Below are 22,005 nucleotides of genomic sequence, written 5' to 3' on the forward strand. Positions count from 1 at the left end.
CAGCCGGTCAGACGAGCACGACACCTTCGGCGACGCCGATGGCCCGCAGATCGCGGTACCAGCGCTCGACCGGGTGTTCCTTGGTGAAGCCGTGGCCGCCGAGCAGCTGCACGCCGTCGAGGCCGATCTGCATGCCCTTGTCGGTGGCGAGCTTGCGGGCCAGTGCCGCCTCGCGGCCGTAGGAAAGGCCCTGCTCCGCGCGTGACGCACCGCGCAGCGTCACCAGGCGCAAGCCATCCAGTTCGATCGCCATATTCGCGACCATGAACGCGACCGCCTGACGATGCGAGATCGGCTCGCCGAATGCCTCGCGCTCGTTCACATACGGAATCACGTAGTCGAGTACGGCCTGTCCGGTACCGATGGCCAGCGAGGCCCAGCCGAGGCGGGCCAGGCGCACCGCGTCGGCGTACTCCTCGGCGCGGGTCGTGGCATCGCCGTCACCGAGGATGGCGTCGGTGCCGACCGCGACATCGTTGAGCAGCAGACGGCCGAGACCGGCGGCACGCAGACCCATGCTCGGATCGGCCTCCACGACCAGACCCTGGCTGTCCGAAGGCACGATGAACAGGGCGGGGCGACCGTCGAGTTCGGCTGCCACGATGAATAGCTCGGCGTCACCGGCGGCGGGGACCAAGCTCTTCACACCGTTGAGGCGGTAACCGCTCGGGGAGCGGGTTACCTTGGTCTGCAGGGCGAACGGGTCGAACAGTGCGCGCGGCTCACTGATCACGACCGAGGCCTGCGGCACATTCTCGCCGGTGAAGGCGGGCAGGTAGGTCTGCTGCTGAGCGTCGGTGCCCCACTGGGACAGGGCGACCGCGACACCACTCGGCGCGAGAATCGGCAGGGCCAGACCCATATCGCCGTGCGCGAGCGCCTCGGCGACCAGCGAGTTGGTGACCGCGCCGCGCTCGGCGGCCGCGCCTTCCAACTCCTCGGGCACATTGATCAGGGTGATGCCGAGTTCGGCGGCGCGCTCGAGCAGGTCGCGCGGGGCCTTGGCCGCATTGTCGGCCTCGTAGGCGGCCGGGCGCAGGATCTCGGCGGCGAATTCCTTCACCGTCTCGACGATCATCTGCTGCTCGTCGCTCGGGGTCAGGTCGAAGAAGTCCTTGTTCTTGGACTCGTTGTCCGCCAGGCGTTTCGGCGCACCGCCCCCGGCGACCTTGCCGAATGCGCGAGTGGCGGCGCCGAGGGTGCGGAAACCGGTCTTGGTGCCTTCATAGGTGACCCGCTCGATCGGCTTGCGCAGGTTGTACTTCTCGGCGAGCTCCGACCCGGTAATGGTCGTCATCACCCGCATTGCCGCGCCCATCCAGTCCCGCTTGGGGTGGTTCAGGCCGACCGCGGACGTGTCTGGACGTCGCTTCGTTGCGCTGTCTCGAGTGCTCATCATCACCTGTTTTTCTCGGGTGGGTGGGTGAGGTCTTTTCCCAGCTATCTTACTCCTGAGTAAGGCTATCTTACTCCAGAGTAAGAAGTGCGTCGAGGTGCAGCATACGCCGCCGAACCATGTCAGGCTGGACAAGTGCCCAAAGTCGCGGGACGACCACTGTCCGTAGTCGCTGTGCTGTTCGCCGCACTACTCACCGCATTCGCCACGCGCTACGGCTATCACCGTGACGAGCTGTATTTTCTGGCGGCGGGCAGGCATCCGGACTGGGGCTACTCGGATCAGCCGCCGCTGACTCCGCTACTGGCCCGCGCGATGTCGGCAATCGATGCCGATTCGTTACTGCTGCTGCGGCTTCCATCGGTCGCGGCGGCGACATTCGTTGTCGTTGCCGCGGGATTGATGGCGCGCGAGCTCGGCGGTCGACGCGGGGCGCAGGTACTGGCATCGGTTGCCACCGCGAGTGCGGCAATGGTGATGGGGATCGGTCATCTGCTGAGCACCGCGTCATTCGATATGGCGGCCTGGGTGTCGGTTTGTCTGCTGGTGCTGGTGTTGTTGCGAGGCGCGGGTGGTCGCGTGGCGTTGGCGTTGGATGGGCGCGAGGGCGCAGGTGATCGCGCGGGGCACGCAGATATCGGCAGGTGGGGGCGGTGGTGCTGGGGCGGGGTGGGGCTGGTGGTTGGGATCGGGTTGCAGAACAAGGCGCTGCTGATCTTTCCGGTGCTGGCGCTGGTGCTTGCACTGGTTCTCGTCGGTCCGCGGAAGATATTCGCTACCAGGTACTTTCCGACGGCGGTTGGACTGGCGGTGGTGATCTGGCTGCCGTATCTGCTGTGGCAGTGGCGCAATGGCTGGCCGCAGTGGGAAATGAGTCGGGCGATCGCGGGCGGATCTTCCGGAACCTCGGATTCGCCGATGATGTTCGTGCTGTCGCAATTCGGGCTGATGGGACCACTGCTGGTACCGCTGTGGGCATTCGGGCTATGGCGACTGTGGCGAGATCCGCGTCGACGTGCGTTTCCGGTCGCGTACGCGGTGCTGTTCGTGGTCTTCCTTGTCAGCGGCGGTAAGGCGTACTACCTGGGAGGGATGTATCCGATCCTGTTGGCCGCCGGTGCGGTGCCGGTCGCCGCCTGGTTGGGGAGTCGGCGAATCCGTTGGGCGGCGGTTGGTTCGGTGATCGCGGTGAATGCGATCGTCTCGGCGGTGCTGTTCCTGCCGGTGTTACCCGTGGCGGTGTTGAAGGATTCGCCGGTCCTCGCGATCAACTACGACGCGGGCGAAACCATCGGCTGGCCGCAATTCGTGCGCCGAATCGCCGAAGTGCGCGCCACGCTCGGACCCGATATCGCCATCCTCACCGACAACTACGGCGAGGCGGGCGCGATCGAACGCTTCGGCGGCGAATACGGATTGCCGACTCCCCATAGCGGTCACAACTCCTACTGGTGGTGGGGTCCGCCCGGTGATACGGCCACCGCGGTGATCGTCGTCGGCCTCGACCGTGACCACCTGACCCGGTACTTCGCCGACGTCGAACCCGCCGGTCACATCGACAACGGTCTCGGCATCGACAACGACGAACAGGGCAAACCGCTGTTCGTCTGCCGCAAACCGCGAGCGCCGATGCCCGAAATGTGGCCTGCGGCGAAACACCTGAGCTGAGCGGCCCCGTTTGCAACCATCCACCGGCCCGACGGCAACGAAGAAGGATCGACGCCTATCTACAAAGGTGCCGCCCACAGTGCTCGGCCGGTGTCCTTCCGTCGAGGCTGAAATCCCGCTGTACGAGTAAGGAGATGTCATGGTTCTTCGCATTGTCGATCAGTTCGTCTCCGGGGTCCTCAACATGATCGCGACGCTGTTCGTTCCGTGAGTCGAGTCGCCCGGGGCGGCCGGTCCGCCCCGGGCAACATTCCAGCGCGGCTGTTAGGTTGTGCCGCATGGCAAGACGGCCGCGGAGTCGGCGACTGAGGGCAACGCTGCTGACCGCGGCGATTACGGCGGGTATGATCTCCGCGGCGACGGCCGGGGCGCAGACGCCGTCCGGATCGTGCGCGGATGGGTGGGACGTTTCGACGATCGTCAGCGGGGTCGGCAATCTGGAGAATCTCGATTCGGACGGATCTGGTGGCTTCTATGTCACCGGAATCCTCGACGGGTACCTGGCTCATATCGATGTCGAGGGCAAGTTCGAGAAGCTGGTAACCGGTCTCGATCACCCGGCGGGTGTGCGGGTCGTCGGACGGTCCGTGTATTTCGTCACCGGTGATGGTTTGGCGGAGGCGCCGGGAACCCTGCGGCGCTACGACATCGACACCGGTGCGGTGACGATTCTGCTCACCGAGCTGGACGGTCCGAACGGGCTGCTCGAATTGCCCGACGGCGACCTGATATTCGCGACCATCGGCATCCATGGCCCGCCGACCGGCATCTCGCGGTATCGGCCGTCGACGGGGGAGTACACGAAGACCTGGTCAGATCTGCCCTGGACCAACGGGTTGGCGCTCGCCCCCGACGGGAAGTCGATCTACACCGACAATATGACCCTGCGCGTCTTCCGCGTCCCGCTCGACGATCCCAGCAACGCCACGGTCGTCGCCGGTGCTCCCGATCTGGTCGCCCTGCTGGACGATATGGAAGCGACCCGCGCGGGCCAGCTGTTCGTCACCGACCACATCCAAGGCGCCGTCTACCAGATCGACCCCGCCACCGGCGCGGGCTGCACCATCATCACCGGCCTGATCAAACCCGGTCCGATGCGCAACCCACCGGACGGCCCCACTTCCGTGCGGATCGCTCGCGACGGTGGCGGGTGGGCGCTGTTCGTGACGAGCATGGACGGAACCTTGCGTCGACTACGTCCACCCGCGGGCATCGACCTGACCCCTGCCGATCCCCGGCGATAGAAAGCGCCTGTGCCCGAACGCTCGAGCGTCAGTTCAAACGGGTGAGGACGGCGTCGTGGAGGAGGGAGTTGGTGGCTATGGCGTCGCCGTTGTGGGGGCCGGGGGTGCCGGAGAGGGAGGTGAAGCGGCCGCCCGCTTCGCGGACGAGGATGTCGAGGGCGGCCAGATCCCACAGGGAGACTTCGGGTTCGGTGGCGATATCGACCGCCCCCTCGGCGAGCAGGCAGTAGGTGAAGAAGTCGCCGTAGCCGCGGACTCGCCATACCGCGTCGGTGAGGTCGAGGAACTTCTCGCGCAGACCGCGTTCGCGCCACCCCGACAGGCTGGAGAAGGCGAGGCTGGCCGAGCCGAGGTCACCGACCGCCGAGACCGAAATCGGTTTCGGCGCATCGGAATCGACGCTGGCCCAGGCTCCGGATCCAGCCGCCGCCCACCACCGTCGCGCCATTGCGGGGGCACTCACCACGCCGACCACTGGAACGCCGTCCTCGAGCAGTGAGATCAGCGTCGCCCAAATCGGTACCCGCCGCACGAAGTTCTTGGTGCCGTCGATCGGATCGATCACCCACTGCCGCCCGGTGAACTCGACGTCACCGCCGAACTCCTCACCGAGCACCGAATCCCCGGGACGCTCCTGTCCGAGGACCTGGCGGATCGCCTTCTCCACCGCCAGATCCGCATCCGACACCGGTGTCAGATCCGGCTTCGAATCGACCCGCAAATCCAACGCCCCGAACCGCGCACGAGTAATCCCATCGGCCGCATCGGCCATTCGCAGCGCAAGTTCGAGATCGCAGGAGTAATCAGCCACCCCCGAACCCTATCGCCCACCCCCTGTCCGGTCGGACGCATCCCCGCTGCCGCATAAGCAGTGCGCACCTCGCATAGGCCATACCTTGTGCGAGGTAGTCACACGTTATGCAGCGGCTGGTACGGAGCGGGCGGCGGCGAGGGCGCTCGCCCACCAGTGGAGTTGGTCGAGCATGGCCTGCGCGGCTGCGGCGGGTTCGGTCGGGTCGAGCAGTTTGCCTTCGGCATCGAAGAGCAGGTAGTAGCGCGGGAAGCTGACGTAGTTGCGGACGGTGTGGGCATTGAGTTCGTTGAAGACCTGGCGCAGGTGTTCGATGGCGAGCAGGCCGCCGCTCCCGCCGCTGTAGCCGACGAAACCGATTGCCTTGCTGTCCCATTGGGTGAAGTGCCAGTCGATGGCGGCCTTCAGCGCGGCCGGGTAGCTGCGGTTGTAATCCGGCGTGAGGATGACGAAAGCGTCCGCTTCACCGAGCCGCCTGCTGAGGTCGGTCATTCCGGCCGGGCGTTCCGGGTCGGGCTGCATCGCCGGGGGAACCGCGGGCAGTGCCAGTGGCAGATCCGCCTCGGCCAGATCGATCAGGTCGATCTCGAACTGTCCGTGCCGGGCGGCCTGCTCGACGAACCAGTTGGCCACGGTCGGCGCGAAGCGTCCCTCCCGGACGCTGCCGATGATCACCGCGAGCTTCAAGGACATGGTGTGCTCCTTCGATCTCGAAATTGTTCGAGTCCCAATCTGCTGCCCGGCATCGCCACCAGGAAGACCGCGCGAAGAGTGGTAGTGACAGGGACACCCTCGGCGCCGACCGCACTTGTACCGTCGACGTGTGAGCGAGCGTCAGCGAGTGCGCCATCAGCACAGTGCGTTATCGGCGGAACCGACCGGCAGCGAGGTGCGGTTGTGAGCGACAACGAGTTGGGCCTGTTCCTGCGCACCCGGCGTGAGGCGGTGACACCCGCCGAGGTCGGCCTGCCCACCGGACCGCGCCGCCGAACCCCCGGCCTGCGTCGCGCCGAACTGGCAACGCTTGCGGGCGTGAGTGTCGAATACATCACCCGCCTCGAGCAGGGACGCGACCGCCGACCCTCGCCGCCGGTGCTGTCCGCACTCGCCGACGCCCTCGTCTTGACACCGAGCGAACGCATCCATCTGCACCGTCTCTCCAAGGGCGCCGATCCGGGGTTCAGTTGCATGGGTGGTGCGCAACCGCCGCGCGCTGTGCGCCCCGCGGTCCGCGCCATTCTCGATCGCCTGGAACCCGCGGCCGCGTTGGTGGTCAATCGACTGCGCGAGGTGCTCGCCCGGACCGAGGGATATGAGCGCCTGATGGCGCCGATCGGACTGTTCGACAACGAAAACGACGCCAATCTCGCCCTTTTCGCCTTCACCGACCCACGCGCCCGCACCGCCTATCCCGACTGGGACCACATCGCGGACGAACTGGTCGCCGCACTGAAACAGGGCCCGTTCCGCAGTGACCCGCACATCGCCGCCTTGGCCGACGAACTCACCGTGGCCGCCGGTGCCGAGTTCACCCGCCGCGTCGAATCCGTCCCCGGCCTCGCCGCCGCCACCGGCACCACCCGCCTCACCCACCCCGAGGCAGGCAACCTCCGTCTCACCTACGAAACCCTCGAACTCTCCGCCGACGACGACCAGCAGCTCATCGTCTACCTCCCCGCCGACGACGCCACCGCGGCCGCCCTCGACGCCCTGGCCGGTCGGCGCCCAGGCGGACTGCGCGCCGTCTCCGGCTGAGGACGGCACCACCGCGTGTTTCACCGTCTCAACCCCGCCCAGTAGGCTTGAGCATCGTGCATCCTGACGTCTCCGCTGACCTCGCCGAACTCGACGCCACGCTGAAGACCGTCGAGTCGGTCCTCGATGTCGAGGAGCTGCGTCGACGGATCGATGAGCTCGAGCATCAGGCCGCCGATCCCGATCTGTGGAACAACCAGGAGCACGCGCAGCAGGTCACCAGTGAGCTGTCGCACGCTCAGAGCGAGTTGCGCCGGGTCGAGGAACTGCGCCAACGCCTCGACGATCTGTCCGTTCTCTATGAATTGGCCGAGGAAGAGGAGGGCGAGGCCAGGGTGGCCGCGCTCGCCGACGCCGATGCCGAGCGGGCAACGCTGCACAGCGATATGGAGGCCATGGAGGTCCGCACGCTGCTCTCGGGCGAGTACGACAAGCGTGAGGCGCTGGTCAATATCCGCTCGGGTGCCGGTGGTGTGGACGCCGCCGACTGGGCCGAAATGCTGATGCGCATGTACATCCGCTGGGCGGACCGGCACAAGTACTCGGTCGAGGTCTACGACACCTCCTATGCCGAAGAGGCGGGCATCAAGAGCGCCACCTTCGCGGTGAAGTCGCCGTATGCCTATGGCACCCTCTCGGTGGAAATGGGCACGCACCGCCTGGTCCGGATCAGTCCGTTCGACAATCAGGGCCGCCGCCAGACCTCCTTCGCCGAGGTCGAGGTGCTACCGGTGGTCGAGACCACCGACCACATCGAAATTCCCGAGGGCGAGGTCCGCGTCGACGTCTACCGTTCCTCGGGTCCCGGCGGCCAGAGCGTCAACACCACCGACTCCGCGGTGCGCCTCACTCATATCCCGACCGGCATCGTGGTGACCTGTCAGAACGAGAAATCCCAGCTGCAGAACAAGATTTCGGCCATGCGGGTGCTGCAGGCCAAGCTGCTGGAACGCAAGCGGCAGGAGGAGCGCGCCGAAATGGACGCGCTCAAGACCAACGAGGGCGCGTCCTGGGGCAACCAGATGCGCTCCTACGTGCTGCATCCGTACCAGATGGTGAAGGATCTGCGCACCAACTACGAAGTCAACAATCCGACTGCCGTGCTCGACGGCGATATCGATGGTTTCATCGAATCCGGAATTCGTTGGCGAATGCGAGAGCAGGCGAGCTAGTTGGACGTACCCCAGGCTTTCTCCACGTCCACCGACTTCACCACCTGGCTGCGGTCCTCCGGTCTAGAGATCGTCCTGCTGCTCCTGGGTGCGGTGCTGTTCAGCCGTTTCGCCACCTTTATCCGGGATCGGATCACCCGCAGGATCGACGCCGGATTCCGCAGCAGCGACGCACTCGTGCGTTCCGAGGCGGCCAAACATCGGCATGCGCTGGCCCAGGTCGTCACCTGGGTGGTGCTGACCGTCGTCTATGTCCTGGTCGGCATGGAAGTGCTGCGGCGGATGGGTTTCGCGGTCACCGGTCTGGTCGCGCCCGCGGCCGTGCTCGGCGCCGCGCTCGGCTTCGGCGCACAGCGGATCGTGCAGGACATCCTTGCCGGATTTTTTCTGATTACCGAGCGGCAGTACGGGTTTGGTGATGTGGTTCGCATCGCTGTCACTGGATCCGCGGAGCAGGCCGAGGGTACGGTCGAGGACGTCACGCTGCGGATCACCACGCTGCGCAATGCCGATGGTGAGGTGATCACCGTCCCCAACGGCCAGATCGTCAAAGTGACGAATCTGTCCAAGGATTGGGCACGCGCTGCGATCGACGTTCCGGTCGCGGCCAGCGTCGATATCACCAGGATCAACGAGATCCTGCACGAGGTCGGTACAAAGGCGTACGAGGACCGCAGATTGAAGCCGCTGCTGCTCGACGAGCCCACCGTGATGGGCGTCGAAGATCTGACAGTGGACCAGATGAACATCCGAATGGTTGCCCGAACATTGCCGGGTAAGCAGTTCGAGGTCGGTCGCGAGTTGCGGGTGCGAGTCGCCGCGGCATTGCGCCGGGAGGGAATCAGTGAGACCACGTAGATCCACGGCGATCCTGATGGGATCATGGGTCGCCACGTTCGTGTTGTACCTGTTCGTCAAGCCCGATCAACCGATCGTGACATCGCCGGAAAAACTCAACACCGTTCCCGTAGTGATGAGTACGGCTACGCCGGGTCATTGACCATGATGTAGCTGGTGGCTGCGCGACGGTTGCTGGTTACACTGGCCAACCGTGATCGCTATGCGGAACGTGACCAAGTCGTATCAGACCTCGACGCGACCCGCGCTGGACAACATCACCGTCGATGTGGGCAAGGGTGAATTCGTCTTCATCATCGGCCCGTCCGGTTCGGGCAAGTCGACCTTCATGCGACTGCTGCTCAAGGAAGAGGCCCCGACCGCGGGCGAGATCCGGGTCGCCGACTTCCGGGTCGACCGGCTGCCCGGGCGCAAGGTGCCGAAGCTGCGTCAGCGCATGGGTTGCGTCTTCCAGGACTTCCGGCTGCTGCAGCAGAAGACCGTCGCCCAGAATGTGGCGTTCGCGCTGGAGGTGATCGGCAAGCGGCGCCAGTTCATCGACCGGACCGTGCCCGAGGTGCTCGATATGGTCGGGCTCGGCGGTAAGGCCGATCGGCTGCCGCACGAATTGTCCGGTGGTGAGCAGCAGCGTGTCGCGATCGCGCGGGCCTTCGTGAACCGCCCGCTGGTCCTGCTCGCCGATGAGCCGACCGGCAACCTCGATCCCGATACCAGCGCCGACATCATGCTGCTGCTGGAGCGGATCAACCGCATCGGCACCACCGTGGTGATGGCCACACACGACAATCACATCGTCGACGCGATGCGTAAGCGAGTGGTGGAGTTGGATCGGGGTCGCCTGATCCGCGACGACGCGATCGGCGTCTACGGGGTGGGCCGGTAATGCGCGCTGGATTCCTGTTCAACGAGGTCCTCACCGGCCTGCGTCGCAATGTCACCATGACCATCGCGATGATCCTGACCACCGCGGTATCGCTGACCATGCTCGGCGGCGGTCTGCTCGCGCTGCGAATCGCGGATAAGACCCAGAACTACTTCATGGATCGGGTCGAGATCCGGCTCTACCTCACCGACCTGGTCTCGGCCAATGATCGGGACTGTTCGCAGAATCCGTGTCAGCAACTGATGTCGGATCTGAAGAAGACCGACGGTGTGGTCTCGGTCCAATTCGTCAACAGCGACGAGGCGATGAAGGAAGCCACCGAGGTGACCTTCAAGGACCAGCCCGAAATGCTGGACATGATCAAGGACACCCGCCTGCCCGCGTCCTTGCGTGTGAAGATGACCGACGCCGATCAGTACCCGCGGATCTACCAGACATTCAACGGTAAGGACGGGATCCAGAGCGTACTCAATGACAAGGACACCGTGGACCGCTTGGTCGGGGTATTCGACGGCCTGCGGAACGCGGCATTCGCTTTGGCGGCATTGCAGGCATTGGCGGCGCTGCTGTTGATCGCGAATATGGTGCAGATCGCGGCGTTCAGCCGACGCGAGGAAGTCGGGATCATGCGGATGGTGGGTGCGACGCGCTGGTACACCCAGCTGCCGTTCCTGCTGGAAGCGGTGGTCGCCGCCTTGGTCGGGTCGATTCTGGCGGTCGTCGGATTGTTCCTCGCGCAACCGTTGGTAGTGAACCGAGGCCTGGGCGCGCTGTTCAACAGCAACGTCTTCCCGCACCTCACAGGCGAGGACATCGCACTGGTGTCGCTCACCATCGCCCCCCTCGGCATCGTCTTCGCCGCCATCACCGCCTACGGCACCCTCCGCTACTACGTCCGGGACTGAGTCCCACAAAGCTGCTGACGGCCTCGCACACCGTCTACCTTGTGCGAGGCCGTCGGTGGGTGTGCGACGACTCCGCCGCGTGGCGAGCGAAATCGGTTGTGCACATGTGGACAAGTCGGCCGGTCACTTGGGGTTCGGGTCGATGTAGGGGTTCGGTTGTCCGAGTGCGCTCGTAGGATGGGCCGCGTGGAATCCCCCAATGCTTTCGCGGCTGTATCGACCGACGGCGCCCCGGTCGCCGAAACCGGTGCGGCACAAGAGGTTCTACGCCGGGTGTTCGGCTACGACAGCTTCCGCGGTGATCAGCGCGAGATCGTCGAGCATGTGGTCGGCGGCGGGGACGCGCTGGTGCTCATGCCGACCGGCGGCGGCAAATCGCTGTGCTATCAGGTGCCCGCGCTGGTGCGTCCGGGCGTCGGCGTGGTGGTGTCACCGCTGATCGCGTTGATGCAGGATCAGGTGGACGCACTCAGCGCGCTGGGCGTGCGCGCCGGATTCCTGAACTCGACGCAATTCCCGGATGAGCGTCGCATGGTCGAGGCGCAGTTCGTCGCGGGGGAGTTGGATCTGCTGTATCTCGCGCCCGAGCGGTTGCGCCTGGAGTCGACCGCCGCTCTGCTGGATCGCGGCAAGGTGGCGCTGTTCGCCATCGACGAGGCGCACTGCGTATCCCAGTGGGGCCACGACTTCCGGCCCGACTATCTGTCCCTGTCGATGCTGCACCAGCGCTGGCCGGACGTGCCGCGCATCGCGCTCACCGCGACCGCGACGGCGAAGACCCGCGACGAGATCATCGAGCGCCTCGACCTCGGCTCGGCCCGCCGTTTCGTCGCCAGCTTCGACCGGCCCAATATCCAGTACCGAATCGAACCCAAGAACCGGCCGGATCGGCAACTGCTGGACTTCATCAAGACCGAACACGCTGGAGACGCTGGCATCGTCTACTGCCTGTCGCGCAATTCCGTCGAGAAGACCGCGGCCTTCCTCACCGAGAACGGCGTCGCGGCGGTTCCGTATCACGCGGGCCTGGATTCGCGTACCCGCGCCGCCAACCAGGCGCGGTTCCTGCGCGAGGACGGCCTCGTCGTGGTCGCGACTATCGCCTTCGGCATGGGCATCGACAAGCCCGATGTGCGCTTCGTGGCCCATCTCGATCTGCCCAAATCCGTGGAGGGCTACTACCAGGAGACCGGGCGAGCGGGGCGCGACGGGCTGCCGTCGACCGCGTGGATGGTCTACGGACTCGCCGATGTGGTGCAGCAGCGCAAGATGATCGACTCCTCCGATGGCGACGCCACCCACCGCAGGCAACTGCAACTCCATCTGGACGCCATGCTCGCGCTGTGTGAAACGGTGTCCTGCAGGCGAACTCAGCTACTGGCGTACTTCGGACAGACGGGACAGTCGTGCGGCAATTGCGACACCTGCCTGACGACGCCGGAAACCTGGGACGGCACGGTGCCCGCACAGAAGGTGCTCTCGACGGTGCTGCGGCTCAAACGTGAACGCGGACAGAGCTTCGGCGCGGGCCATATCGTCGATATCCTGCTCGGCAAATCGAACCCCAAAGTGCTGCAGCATGATCACCACGAGCTGAAGGTCTTCGGCATCGGTACCGATCTACGCGATGTCGAATGGCGCGGTGTCATAAGGCAATTGCTCGCACAGGGACTACTCGCCGTGCACGGCGACTACGGCGTGCTCATCCTCACCGAGGCCAGCAACGAGGTGCTGTTCGACGGCCGGGAAGTACTGTTGCGCCGCGAGCCGGAGCGTGCGGTCAAACCGGCCAGGACACCAAGGGCCGCCAAGGGCAAGTCCCCGGCTGCCGATCTCGCCTCCGCGGACGTGCCGGTCTTCGAGAAGCTGCGTGAATGGCGGGCGGCGACGGCCAAGGAGCAGGCAGTACCCGCCTACGTCGTCTTCCACGACGCGACGCTGCGGGAGATCGCCGCACGCAAGCCAGCGAGCCTGGCCGAACTCGGCACGGTCGGTGGTGTCGGTGAGAACAAACTGGCCAAGTACGGCGAAGGAGTGCTCGCCGTACTTGCCGCGGAAGCGAGCAACGCGTGATCGGGCGGCGCCGGTTCCTGACGGGCGCGGCCACTGCCGCGGCGGGTGCGTCGCTGGTCGGTCTTTCGCCCGCCGATGCGGTTCCGGTCGCGAGCGGCGTCACCAAATTCGACTTCCCGACCGATCGCAATGTGCGGGTACTCGTCACCGGCGATGCGGGCACCGGCACCCGCGCCCAGTGGGCGGTCGCCGACGCCATGTGGGATTACCATCGCCGCCAACCGTTTTCGCTCGCCCTCGGCCTCGGTGACAACATCTACGAGAGCGGCCCGAACGGCGCCGTCGATATCCAGTTCGCGGACAAATTCGAAAACCCCAATGCGGGACTGGATTTCCCCTGGCTCATGGTGCTCGGCAATCACGACAACAGCTCGATCCTCGGCGGCGACGGCGGCTGGCTGTTGCGCGGCAACAGCGAGGTCGAATATCACGCGAATTCGCCGCGCTGGTGGATGCCGAGCCGGTACTACTCGGTGCGGATACCCGAGCAGCAGCCGGTGGTCGAATTCTTTGTGCTGGATGTCAATCCGCTCGCCGCCTATATCCCGCCGATCTTCGATCCGTACTGGGCGGTCGACGGTCAATTCATGAACGAGCAGCGTGCCTGGCTCGACCACGCTATCGCCGAATCACCCGCTCAATGGAAGATTGCCTGCACCCACCACCCCTACCTGAACAACGGTCCGCACGGTGACGCGGGTCGCTACGAGGGGCTGTCCGTGGCACCGATCAACGGCATCCACGCGAAGCAGTTCTTCGAGGACCATGTCGTCGGCAAGTGCCACTACATCCTCTCCGGGCACGATCATTCGCTGCAGGTGCTCGAGCCGACCGCGGCATCGAAGGGCACCCGCCAACTGGTCTCCGGCGCGGCCGCCAAAACCGTAGCGGCGGAACCGAAGCCGAATTCCGGCGGCTCCGGCAACGCCGCCCTCTTCGAGAACTATCACGAACTCGGCTTCATGGTCATGGAGCTCACCGCGAGCACCGTCGACCTCACGGTGGTCACCGTCGATCTCGTGAACGGGGGTGCCAGGGCGGCGTTCGAGCGCCGACTTGCCTGAATCGCAATGAAATTGTCCGGCGTCGAACCGGTTCGGCGGCTAGCGTGCACGCTATGGCATCCGGTGATGGCCCCACCGACGACGGGCCCGACCTCGGCGGCTCGCCGTCCACCGACCCTGGCGATCCGCTGCCGTATCGGCGCGGCACCCACGACCCCGCGGTGGAATCCGTGTGGCTGCGCCACCGCCCGCCGCTACCGCCGCGCCCGCGCGGCCTGCCGCGCATGACCACGGTCTTGCTGGTCGCGGCCTTCATCGCGGTACTCCTGCTATATCTCGCGGTCCGGCCGGGTGGCTAGCGCAACAGGCGCGGAATAATCCGGTTGCCGAGTCACTTAGAGTTGACCGTTATGAAGGAGAAGGGGCGCAAGGTCATCGCGACCAACCGCCGGGCGCGGCACAACTACACGATCCTGGACACCTACGAGGCCGGGATCGCGCTGGTCGGTACCGAGGTCAAGAGTCTGCGCGAGAGTAAGGCCTCGCTGGTGGACGCCTTCGCGACGGTCGACAACGGCGAGGTGTGGCTGCGGGGTCTGCACATTCCCGAGTTCAGCCACGGCACCTGGACCAATCATTCGCCGCGCCGGGTGCGCAAGCTATTGCTGCACAAGCGCGAGATCGAGCGGCTGGTCGGCAAATCGCGCGAGGGCAACCAAACTTTGGTACCGCTGTCGATGTACTTCTCCGACGGCAAGGTCAAGGTGGAGCTCGCGCTCGCCAAGGGTAAGCAGGACTACGACAAGCGACAGGATCTGGCCAAGCGCACCGCTGAGCGCGAGGTCACTCGGGAACTGGGGCGGCGGATCAAAGGTATGCGTTGACCGCTGTCCTATTGGCGCTGCTGGCCGCGGTCGGTTACGGCGTGAGTGATTTCTTCGGTGGGGTGGCTTCGCGGCGGGTGACTGCCCTGCGGGTCGTGGTCGTCTCGTATCCGATGTCGACGCTGTTCGTTCTCGTGCTGCTGCCACTGGTCGGTGGCACCCCGGACACCGCATCGATGCTGTGGGGACTGGCGGCCGGTGTGGCGAGCGGCTTCGCGGTCTGGTGGTTCTATGCCGCGTTGGCCAGCGGCCCGATGGCGGTGGTGTCACCGCTGACGGCCCTGTTGGTCGCGGGTATTCCGGTGCTGGTCGGTCTGCTGATCGGCGAGCGCCCCGGCACGCTCGCAATCGCTGGCATTGTGTTCGCGCTCGGCGCGGTCTACCTGGTGAGCCGGGAGTCGCCCGATGACGTCACCGAGGAAATCACCGGCGGCCGCGAGCTGCGCTTCACCAGGAACGTGGCGCTGCTCACCATCGGCTCGGGCGCGGCCTTCGGACTCGCCTTCGTCTTCCTGCACGAAACCCACGCGAGCGCCGGAGTCTGGCCGCTGCTGGCCCAACGCGGTGCGGCAAGTCCGATGGTCTGGCTGATCGCGTTGTCGGCCGGGGAGTTTCGGCCGCTGCGCGGTGAACCACTGCGGTTGGCGGCGTATATCGCGGTGCTGGACACCATTGCGAATGCCGCACTGCTGTATGCCTTCCACGGTTCGATGCTCTCGCTGGTCAGCGTGATCGGCTCGCTGTACCCGGCGGCGACCGTGCTACTGGCCATGGTGCTGCTCGGCGAGCGGGTCGGGCGACAGCAGCAGGCCGGGATGGTGTTGGCGCTCGCTTCGGTCGGGCTGATCGCGGTGGCCTGATAATGGAATGAATACGGCATGACCGAGTGTTAAAGTAACTAGCCCGACAAGGTGTCGGGACGTACGGGGCTGAACGGTTTCGACTGCGTACGTAGATTTAGGGGAAGCGTGTCGGTGCAGGCAAGAGACCACCGTAAGCGTCGTTGCAACCAATTAAGCGCCGATTCCAATCAGCGCGAGTACGCCCTCGCTGCCTAAGTAGCAGGCGTCTCTGTCAGTCCGGGTTCGTCCCTCGACCCGGGTACTGGCATCAGCTAGAGGGAATTACCGTCCGGCTCGGTCGCGGAGTCGGACGGGACATCCAACAGCGACTGGGATCGTCATCCGAGCTTGTTCGCGAGACCCGGAGATCCAAGTAGAGACCTAGCGAACTGCACACGGAGAAGCCCTGAAGACGCGGCGGAGGACCCGGGTTCGATTCCCGGCAGCTCCACGAAGGCCCTTCACTTGTTACGGCAGGTGAGGGGCCTTTTTCATGCGCTGACGGCCTCGAGAATCTGCTCTGTGCCCACATTTTGCCCACATTCCGCCGCTGCCTTCCGCAGTCCCGCGCCCATTCGTTCGGCCACGTCATCGAGATCGTCTTCGAACAGATGCCCGTAGTTGTCCAACGTCATGACCGCCGACTTGTGCCCCAGCTGGCGTTGCACGGTCTTCACGTGCGCGCCGCTGGCGATCATCAACGACGCCGCCGTGTGCCTCAGCTGATGCGCGGTCACCCGCGGGAACGTCGCCGCGCCGGTCGGGTTGCCGTCGTCATCGAGCGGTATCGACGCCTTGATGCATCGGCGCACGGCACCCCCGAACCAATGGGTGGTTGTCGGCGGCCGCAACGGCTCACCATCGGGTCGCGCCCACAGCAGTCCGTTCGGGTCGCGCTGCGCCTTCACGATCGGCCGGAGAAGTTCGGCGACTTCGCCCGGTACCGCCACCGTCCGAATCTCCCACGTCTTCGGGTCGCCAATCACGCTGCGGGAATTCACCTTGGACGCCGACCGCATGATCCGGATCCGGCACCGGTCGATATCGACATCCCGGGGGCGCAGCGCTGCCATCTCACCCCACCGGCACCCGCTGTACGCCAGGAACATCACGATCTCAGGGTGCTTGGATTCGGCGGCCAGTCGCGCGACCTGTACATGGGAGAGGTAGTTGTGGTCGGCACCCTTGCGCTTCGGAATCTTCACGCCCCGAGCGGGATTCGACGGAATCCGCTTCTGTGTCACGGCATCGTCCAGGATGGACGCGAATACCGAATGGATGTCTCCGAGCGTGGATGGGGCGCGGCCGATACCGGCGATCCAGTCGCGGACTTGCGTTGAGTCGATCGACATCACGGCCCGTGCACCCCAGAACGGTTCGATGTGGCATCGCCAGATCGACTCGACGCGCGTCCCCCACGATTCCTTGTCGAACACCTGCCCGTCGAGCCACGCCTTACCCAATTCGCCTACGGGTATCTTCCCGAGCGACGGCGCGATGTAGCTGCCCTTCAGCTTATCGACCTCGACGGTGTTCGCGAACTGCTCTGCATCGCGCTTACGTCGAAAGCCTCGCTTGTCGGTCTGCCGCCCGTCTGGCTTGCGGTAACGGACACGGTAGAGGGTGTGGTCGGCCTTCCTGCACGGCTCATCGGGCTCGCTTCCATCCGGTCGAGCCTTGGTGCCGTAGTGCTTCTGGCCGCAGATGGTCAGGCACGCCGTCGTCTGATACGCCTCAGTCGTCGCCACTGTCGTTCGCCTCTATCGGATTGGATTCAATGTTGGGCTGATCGGCGATGTCCTGCATTGCCGGATTCGAGTTCAGTTGGAGCTGCGCCGTCGCCCGCTCGATACCGCCTGGGGGCTGTTTCGGCACAGGCAGCGCCTTCTCCCCCCGTGCCCACTCCCAGACATTCGCTGCGGTTTGCCAACCGGCACAAGTGATTTGAACCATCCGCGTGCTGTCTTCAATGGGAGGCAGCAAGAGGGCATTCGGGGTGACGTTCAGGACTAGCGCGAGCGCAACCAAGTCGTCAGCATCAACGCGACGCGCGCCTAGTTCGACCTCCGACACCGTGTTGTACGACATCGGCCGGTCGGTCCGCTCGAGCCGGTTGGAGATGTCTTGCAGGGTTAGGCCCTGCTGCTTCCGGATCCGCTTGACGTTCGCTTTTAGGGTCTCGCCCGTTCGGCCGAGTTCGATCCTTCGTTTCGCCATAACGCAGAGATTATTGGAGACCTTGCAGGATCGCAAGGGAAGGTGTAAGACTGTGCGTAGCCAGTTGTTGGCTGAAAATGTTCTGCACTTTACAGAATTGAGGGAGATCAGATTGAGCAGACGACTTACCGCCGAGCACCTGAGCGAGCGGTGGGAAGGAACGCCGAGCGTGAAGACGCTGGCGCAGTGGCGCTACTTGGGCATTGGCCCTGAGTACATCAAGGTCGGCCGACAGGTTCTCTATCCCCTGGAGTCGGTCCTGGAGTACGAGCGCGCGAACACGGTGCGGCCGCGGGGTGCCGCCTAATGCAACCCACCCCCCGAAATGAACCAGCCCGGGAGCGGAGTGGCGCCCACCACTTGATCGCTCACCGGGCCATCGAATCCACCACCCTCGCGAGGAAGCGAATCATGAGCAAGACTAGCCCAGACCTCCCCATCCCGACGATCCCTGGCAACGGGTTTTCCGGTCTGATGAGTGCCCGAATGCGGGCGTTGGTCACCTGGGGTGACCTCAGCCTCGAGGAACTCGAGGAAGCGACCGAAATCACTGCCCGCGAATTCCGCGACTACTTCGCGAACAGCGCAGCCTGGACGACCTGCGATATCGAGCGGGTCGCCGAAGCCCTCGAAGTCGACTTGTTCGACCTATTCACCAGCACGCCTGCACCGATCGAGATGCGCATTTCTGAGCTCATTGTTTGGTTCTGGAAGCACTATGACGTTCACTGCCGTGCCTCCGACGTCATCGACATGATCGTCGCCAACGTGGACTTGTCACCGTTCGAACAGTGGTGCGCTGTGGTCGAGCGGAGCGACCGCATTGCCATCGAATCGCTGCGCACCCTCGGGGGTGGACAGTGACCGGCAACCCGATTGAGCCGCCAACCGCGTTCATGGTCGTCGGCGACGACGGCCTTCCGCGCGGTTTCGTTGACCTGGACAAGCTGCAGGATGCGGCAACGATCCTCATGTACCGATACGCCGCAGCGGCAGGAGATGACGACGCGATCGACGCCGTCTCTATCGACTGGATCGAGGACGTCGACACCGACGCGGCCGGATACATCACGGCCATGGCGCTACCCATGATGGCGAAGAACATCATCGCGCCGATGCTCGAAGTGCTCGGCACGATGTCGCCGGAACTGGCGGCGAGCTTGCGTTCGAAGTTCGCCGAGTGCCGCGATTACGCGCAGGCCACGCTAGGGGGCGGTGCGTGAGCGGATCCCTAGATTCCAACGAAGAAGTCCAGGGCGCGGCCGCTTCGGTCGCCGCGCCTTCGGGCGTGCCCCTCAGCGAGCGCACAGAGGATTTCCTCGAGGCCCGATTGCTCGAGGAGGCCCAGCGGCACGGGTTTCGGTTGGCTGTCCGCTGCACCAGGTGCAGGCACTGGCTGATCTCCCGTCGAAGTGTCGCAACGCATTTGGGTCCGCGATGCCGCAAGTTGGCGGGCCAGCAGGAGGCAACCCCATGAACGACGCCGCCCTGCTCGACCATGCCCTGATGTACGCGGCCGCCGGATTCCCCGTGCTGCCCATACACCCTCGAGGCAAAGCGCCCAACGGCAATCTCGCTCGCCGCGGCAAGGACAGCGCCACCATCGACCCGACCGTAATCGGGGAGTGGTGGCGACGCTGCCCCACCGGGAACATCGGTATCAGGCCAGTGGAGAACGTCGTGGTGCTGGACGTCGACCCCCGGGCGGGCGGTGACCTCGAGCAGCTGGGGGACCTCCCGCCGACATGGACGGCCCGCACGGGTGGCGGCGGCTGGCACCTGTGGTTTCGCCACCGATTCACTCGGCATCCGCGTGGCCAGCTCGGCGGCAAGCGGGGCGTCGACATCAAAACCAGTGCTGGATATCTGATCGCGCCGTCGTCGATTCATCGGGACACCGGACGCCGGTACGAGTGGGTGAACGATGCGCCGATCGCGCCCTTGCCCGAGCACTTGCGGAGCAAGGTCGAGTATCCGGAACCTGTACGCCCGCAATGGGTTGCTACACCAGCGGGGCGGATGGATGGGTTGGTGCGGGCGGTGGCTGAGGCCGTACCCGGCAAGCGCAATCAAGTCCTGTTCTGGGCGGCGTGCCGTGCGATCGAGCAGGGCGCCGATCAGGCGGTGCTGGATTTGCTCCGCGCCGCCGCGTTGACGTGCGGGCTGGACGAGGTCGAGGTCGAGCGGACCCTCCGCTCTGCGGAGAGGCGGTGCGCGTGAGTGTTCCCGACGAGCGTGACGAGTTCGCGATGGACCTGGTGGAGGAATTCTGGAACTCCCGCGAGGTGCTCAGGCACATTCGCGCCTACGCCCGCGCCCGCCGCGCCGGACCGTGGGGGACGCTCGGCGTCGCGATGGTACGCACGGTGACCGCGATCCCCCACACCGTGACCCTGCCGCCCTTGGTCGGCGGAAAGATGTCGCTCAACCTCTTCGTTGCCCTGGTCGGGTCATCCGGCGGCGGCAAGGGCACGTGCGAAGCAGCTGGACGCGACGCACTGGCGTGCAGCTATGACCCGACCATGCGGAACCTGGTCGACATCGAAGAGTTCCCTCTCGGCTCGGGTGAAGGCATCGCGAGAACCTTCCGGTCGGCCGGACTTGCCGACGAGGAACCCAACGACCGCGGGCACGCGCTGTTCAACGCCCCCGAGGTCGACACCCTCGCCGCACTGATGGAACGCAGTGGGGCTACCCTTGAGGGTGAGCTGCGCAAGCTGTACTCCGGCGAGAGCGTCGGATTCAACAACGCCGGGAAGGCGACCCGGTCGGTCGTCCGGGCGCACAGCTATCGCGCCTGCCTCATCGTCGGCGTACAGCCGCTGCGCGCCAAGACCTTGCTCGACGGCGCGGACGGCGGCACCCCTCAGCGCCTGTTGTGGTTGCCCGTCATTGACGAGGACGCACCCGATCGCCAACCGGAAGCACCGGCGCAATGGGTCGTGAAGATGCCACACCCAATCTGGACTCCGGGCGACCTTGCGGTTCCAGACCGGGCGCGACAAGCGATCGACACCGCGCGGTTGGCTCGGCTGCGCGGCCAGACCGACGACAGTCACGCTCTGGATGGTCACGCGCTGCTGTCTCAGTTGAAGGTCGCCGCCGCCCTGATGGCGCTCGAGGGCCGAACCGCGATCGATGACGAGGACTGGGAGCTCTCTCAGATCGTCATGGCCGTATCGAACGCCACTCGCCGCCAGATTCAGAAAGCGACTGCGGCCGCCGCGCAGCGCACCAACAAGGCGCGCGCATTGGCCGTGGCCGAGCGTGACGAGATCGTCGGCAACAGCAAGTTCGAGCGGGCGTGTGATCGGGTCCTGTATTGGCTCAAGAAAGGCCCCGCAGTGCGCACCGAATTGCGGCGCAAATTGAAGGCCGATATCCGTGAGAATTACGACGCAGCTGTCGCCGAGTTAATCGACCGCAACATTGTCTGTGAACACAAGGTCGACGGCAAACCGGTCTTGGAACTCGTACCCGAGGGACTCAGGGACTCAGGGACTCAAACGTCGGATATGGCATCTGACCTGCGAGTTGATGACAGTCACGACAGGGACTCAGGCGGGGACTCGAGTCCCTTGGGAGAGTGGAGCGAGTCCCCCGAGTCCCTCGATGGAGTCCCTAGGGATTTGGCTACTACCTGCGAAAACGATGCCCGAGTCCCTGAGTCCCTGAGTCCCTCGGTCGTACCTCTCGATCGACGGGAGAAAGTGCGCGGTTACGTCACAGCAAAGGTCGGCAAAGCCAACGGCGAATTCGTCACAGCCACGGCACTGACCCAGGTCATGTCCGGCATAACCGGGGACCGCGAACTGCTCCCCGGAGTCCTCGCCGATCTCGTCGCCGAGGGCGTGCTCATCGCTGGACAGGTTCCGGACAAGCGCAAGGGCACCATCGGCTACCGGACGGCGGGGGTGAGGGCTGGTGACCCCATTCCGCGCAGAGGATGACCGCGAAACCAGGACGCTGTTCCACTGTGTCGACTTCACTCTGACCCAGCGCGCCCTCGCCGGGCGCCCGGCACCCACCACGGTTGTAGCCCTCCGTGCCCGACTCGAGGCAGCCATCCGCGACACCACTGGCCACGCCACCACCTCCGGCCCGATCGGCGTCCGGGAAGCCTCCCGAATCCTGCGTTGCGGCGAACGTCATGTGCGCCGCTTCGCTCCGGAAATGGGCGGAACCGTGATATCCGGACGCTGGGTATTCGACCGCGAGAAAGTGGAGGAATTCGCGCGCGCACCACGCGTTCGCCGATACCGGAAATGTCCGCGCACGGACTGATTTCTGTAC

General features: G+C 65.2%; 24 protein-coding genes and 1 other RNA gene. 20 read left to right on the forward strand and 5 right to left on the reverse strand.

Annotated features, from left to right (window positions below):
* Positions 1-7: 7 nt before the first annotated feature.
* The gene (locus NA5_RS10700; RefSeq protein WP_371856392.1) at positions 8-1,402 is read right to left on the reverse strand and encodes an acyl-CoA dehydrogenase family protein; all 1,395 of its coding nucleotides are present in this window, start codon (positions 1,400-1,402) and stop codon (positions 8-10) included.
* Between the two features lie 129 nt (positions 1,403-1,531).
* On the opposite strand from NA5_RS10700, the gene NA5_RS10705 reads away from it, so the two are divergent.
* Complete coding sequence (locus NA5_RS10705) at positions 1,532-3,064, forward strand: glycosyltransferase family protein (protein ID WP_063813293.1); 1,533 nt, start codon at positions 1,532-1,534, stop codon at positions 3,062-3,064.
* A 278-nt stretch (positions 3,065-3,342) separates the two neighbouring features.
* The gene (locus NA5_RS10710) at positions 3,343-4,308 is read left to right on the forward strand and encodes an SMP-30/gluconolactonase/LRE family protein (protein WP_062984590.1); all 966 of its coding nucleotides are present in this window, start codon (positions 3,343-3,345) and stop codon (positions 4,306-4,308) included.
* A gap of 28 nt (positions 4,309-4,336) precedes the next feature.
* On the opposite strand, the gene hisN is transcribed toward NA5_RS10710, so the two are convergent.
* Positions 4,337-5,119 (reverse strand): histidinol-phosphatase, encoded by a 783-nt coding sequence (gene hisN / locus NA5_RS10715; RefSeq protein WP_084484029.1) that lies wholly within the window; start codon positions 5,117-5,119, stop codon positions 4,337-4,339.
* A gap of 105 nt (positions 5,120-5,224) precedes the next feature.
* The gene (locus NA5_RS10720; protein ID WP_062984592.1) at positions 5,225-5,812 is read right to left on the reverse strand and encodes an NADPH-dependent FMN reductase; all 588 of its coding nucleotides are present in this window, start codon (positions 5,810-5,812) and stop codon (positions 5,225-5,227) included.
* A gap of 204 nt (positions 5,813-6,016) precedes the next feature.
* Between NA5_RS10720 and NA5_RS10725 the strand changes: the two genes are divergently transcribed.
* The 12 genes from NA5_RS10725 to ssrA all read left to right on the forward strand — a co-directional run bounded on the left by NA5_RS10725 (position 6,017) and on the right by ssrA (position 15,949).
* Entirely contained in the window at positions 6,017-6,874 is an 858-nt protein-coding gene (locus tag NA5_RS10725) for a helix-turn-helix transcriptional regulator (RefSeq protein ID WP_062984594.1), read from the forward strand.
* Between the two features lie 56 nt (positions 6,875-6,930).
* The gene (prfB, locus tag NA5_RS10730) at positions 6,931-8,046 is read left to right on the forward strand and encodes a peptide chain release factor 2 (protein WP_062984693.1); all 1,116 of its coding nucleotides are present in this window, start codon (positions 6,931-6,933) and stop codon (positions 8,044-8,046) included.
* Positions 8,047-8,904 (forward strand): mechanosensitive ion channel family protein, encoded by an 858-nt coding sequence (locus NA5_RS10735; RefSeq protein WP_062984596.1) that lies wholly within the window; start codon positions 8,047-8,049, stop codon positions 8,902-8,904.
* A gap of 16 nt (positions 8,905-8,920) precedes the next feature.
* Complete coding sequence (locus NA5_RS43550) at positions 8,921-9,046, forward strand: hypothetical protein (RefSeq protein ID WP_503826372.1); 126 nt, start codon at positions 8,921-8,923, stop codon at positions 9,044-9,046.
* 60 nt (positions 9,047-9,106) lie between these two features.
* Positions 9,107-9,787: a cell division ATP-binding protein FtsE gene (ftsE, locus tag NA5_RS10740; protein WP_371856393.1), complete on the forward strand. Its 681-nt coding sequence runs from the start codon at positions 9,107-9,109 to the stop codon at positions 9,785-9,787.
* Entirely contained in the window at positions 9,787-10,692 is a 906-nt protein-coding gene (gene ftsX, locus NA5_RS10745; RefSeq protein ID WP_062984600.1) for a permease-like cell division protein FtsX, read from the forward strand. The genes ftsE and ftsX overlap by 1 nt, the downstream gene beginning before the upstream one ends.
* A 186-nt stretch (positions 10,693-10,878) precedes the next feature.
* Positions 10,879-12,765 (forward strand): DNA helicase RecQ, encoded by a 1,887-nt coding sequence (gene recQ, locus NA5_RS10750; RefSeq protein ID WP_157110327.1) that lies wholly within the window; start codon positions 10,879-10,881, stop codon positions 12,763-12,765.
* Positions 12,762-13,829 (forward strand): metallophosphoesterase, encoded by a 1,068-nt coding sequence (locus tag NA5_RS10755; RefSeq protein WP_062984604.1) that lies wholly within the window; start codon positions 12,762-12,764, stop codon positions 13,827-13,829. The genes recQ and NA5_RS10755 overlap by 4 nt, the downstream gene beginning before the upstream one ends.
* A gap of 53 nt (positions 13,830-13,882) precedes the next feature.
* Positions 13,883-14,128: a WLR motif membrane protein gene (locus NA5_RS10760; protein WP_062984606.1), complete on the forward strand. Its 246-nt coding sequence runs from the start codon at positions 13,883-13,885 to the stop codon at positions 14,126-14,128.
* Positions 14,129-14,179: 51 nt separating this feature from the next.
* On the forward strand, positions 14,180-14,653 hold the full coding sequence (smpB, locus tag NA5_RS10765; protein ID WP_062984608.1) for an SsrA-binding protein SmpB: 474 nt from the start codon (positions 14,180-14,182) through the stop codon (positions 14,651-14,653).
* On the forward strand, positions 14,650-15,513 hold the full coding sequence (locus tag NA5_RS10770; RefSeq protein WP_084484030.1) for an EamA family transporter: 864 nt from the start codon (positions 14,650-14,652) through the stop codon (positions 15,511-15,513). Before smpB ends, NA5_RS10770 begins: the two co-directional genes overlap by 4 nt.
* Before the next feature lie 65 nt (positions 15,514-15,578).
* Positions 15,579-15,949: a transfer-messenger RNA gene (gene ssrA, locus NA5_RS10775) on the forward strand.
* Positions 15,950-15,986: 37 nt separating this feature from the next.
* On the opposite strand, the gene NA5_RS10780 is transcribed toward ssrA, so the two are convergent.
* Complete coding sequence (locus NA5_RS10780) at positions 15,987-17,243, reverse strand: tyrosine-type recombinase/integrase (RefSeq protein WP_245672189.1); 1,257 nt, start codon at positions 17,241-17,243, stop codon at positions 15,987-15,989.
* Complete coding sequence (locus NA5_RS10785) at positions 17,230-17,712, reverse strand: helix-turn-helix domain-containing protein (protein WP_062984610.1); 483 nt, start codon at positions 17,710-17,712, stop codon at positions 17,230-17,232. The genes NA5_RS10780 and NA5_RS10785 overlap by 14 nt, the downstream gene beginning before the upstream one ends.
* A 112-nt stretch (positions 17,713-17,824) precedes the next feature.
* Between NA5_RS10785 and NA5_RS10790 the strand changes: the two genes are divergently transcribed.
* From NA5_RS10790 to NA5_RS10815, 6 genes are all read left to right on the forward strand, one after another.
* Positions 17,825-18,019 carry a DNA-binding protein gene (locus NA5_RS10790; protein WP_218020076.1) on the forward strand — a complete coding sequence of 65 codons (195 nt, stop codon included), beginning with the start codon at positions 17,825-17,827 and terminating at the stop codon, positions 18,017-18,019.
* 104 nt (positions 18,020-18,123) lie between these two features.
* Entirely contained in the window at positions 18,124-18,576 is a 453-nt protein-coding gene (locus tag NA5_RS10795; RefSeq protein ID WP_157110328.1) for a hypothetical protein, read from the forward strand.
* Positions 18,573-18,935, forward strand: a complete 363-nt coding sequence (locus NA5_RS10800) for a hypothetical protein (RefSeq protein ID WP_062984613.1) — start codon at positions 18,573-18,575, stop codon at positions 18,933-18,935. Before NA5_RS10795 ends, NA5_RS10800 begins: the two co-directional genes overlap by 4 nt.
* Positions 18,936-19,185: 250 nt before the next feature.
* A complete protein-coding gene (locus NA5_RS10805; protein WP_062984614.1) occupies positions 19,186-19,932 on the forward strand; it encodes a bifunctional DNA primase/polymerase in 747 nt (248 codons plus the stop codon).
* Positions 19,929-21,662: a hypothetical protein gene (locus NA5_RS10810; protein ID WP_174555222.1), complete on the forward strand. Its 1,734-nt coding sequence runs from the start codon at positions 19,929-19,931 to the stop codon at positions 21,660-21,662. The genes NA5_RS10805 and NA5_RS10810 overlap by 4 nt, the downstream gene beginning before the upstream one ends.
* Positions 21,637-21,996 (forward strand): hypothetical protein, encoded by a 360-nt coding sequence (locus NA5_RS10815; protein WP_062984615.1) that lies wholly within the window; start codon positions 21,637-21,639, stop codon positions 21,994-21,996. Before NA5_RS10810 ends, NA5_RS10815 begins: the two co-directional genes overlap by 26 nt.
* Positions 21,997-22,005: the final 9 nt, after the last annotated feature.

It is taken from the genome of Nocardia anaemiae NBRC 100462, from assembly GCF_001612725.1.
Taxonomy (GTDB): Bacteria; Actinomycetota; Actinomycetes; order Mycobacteriales; family Mycobacteriaceae; genus Nocardia; species Nocardia anaemiae.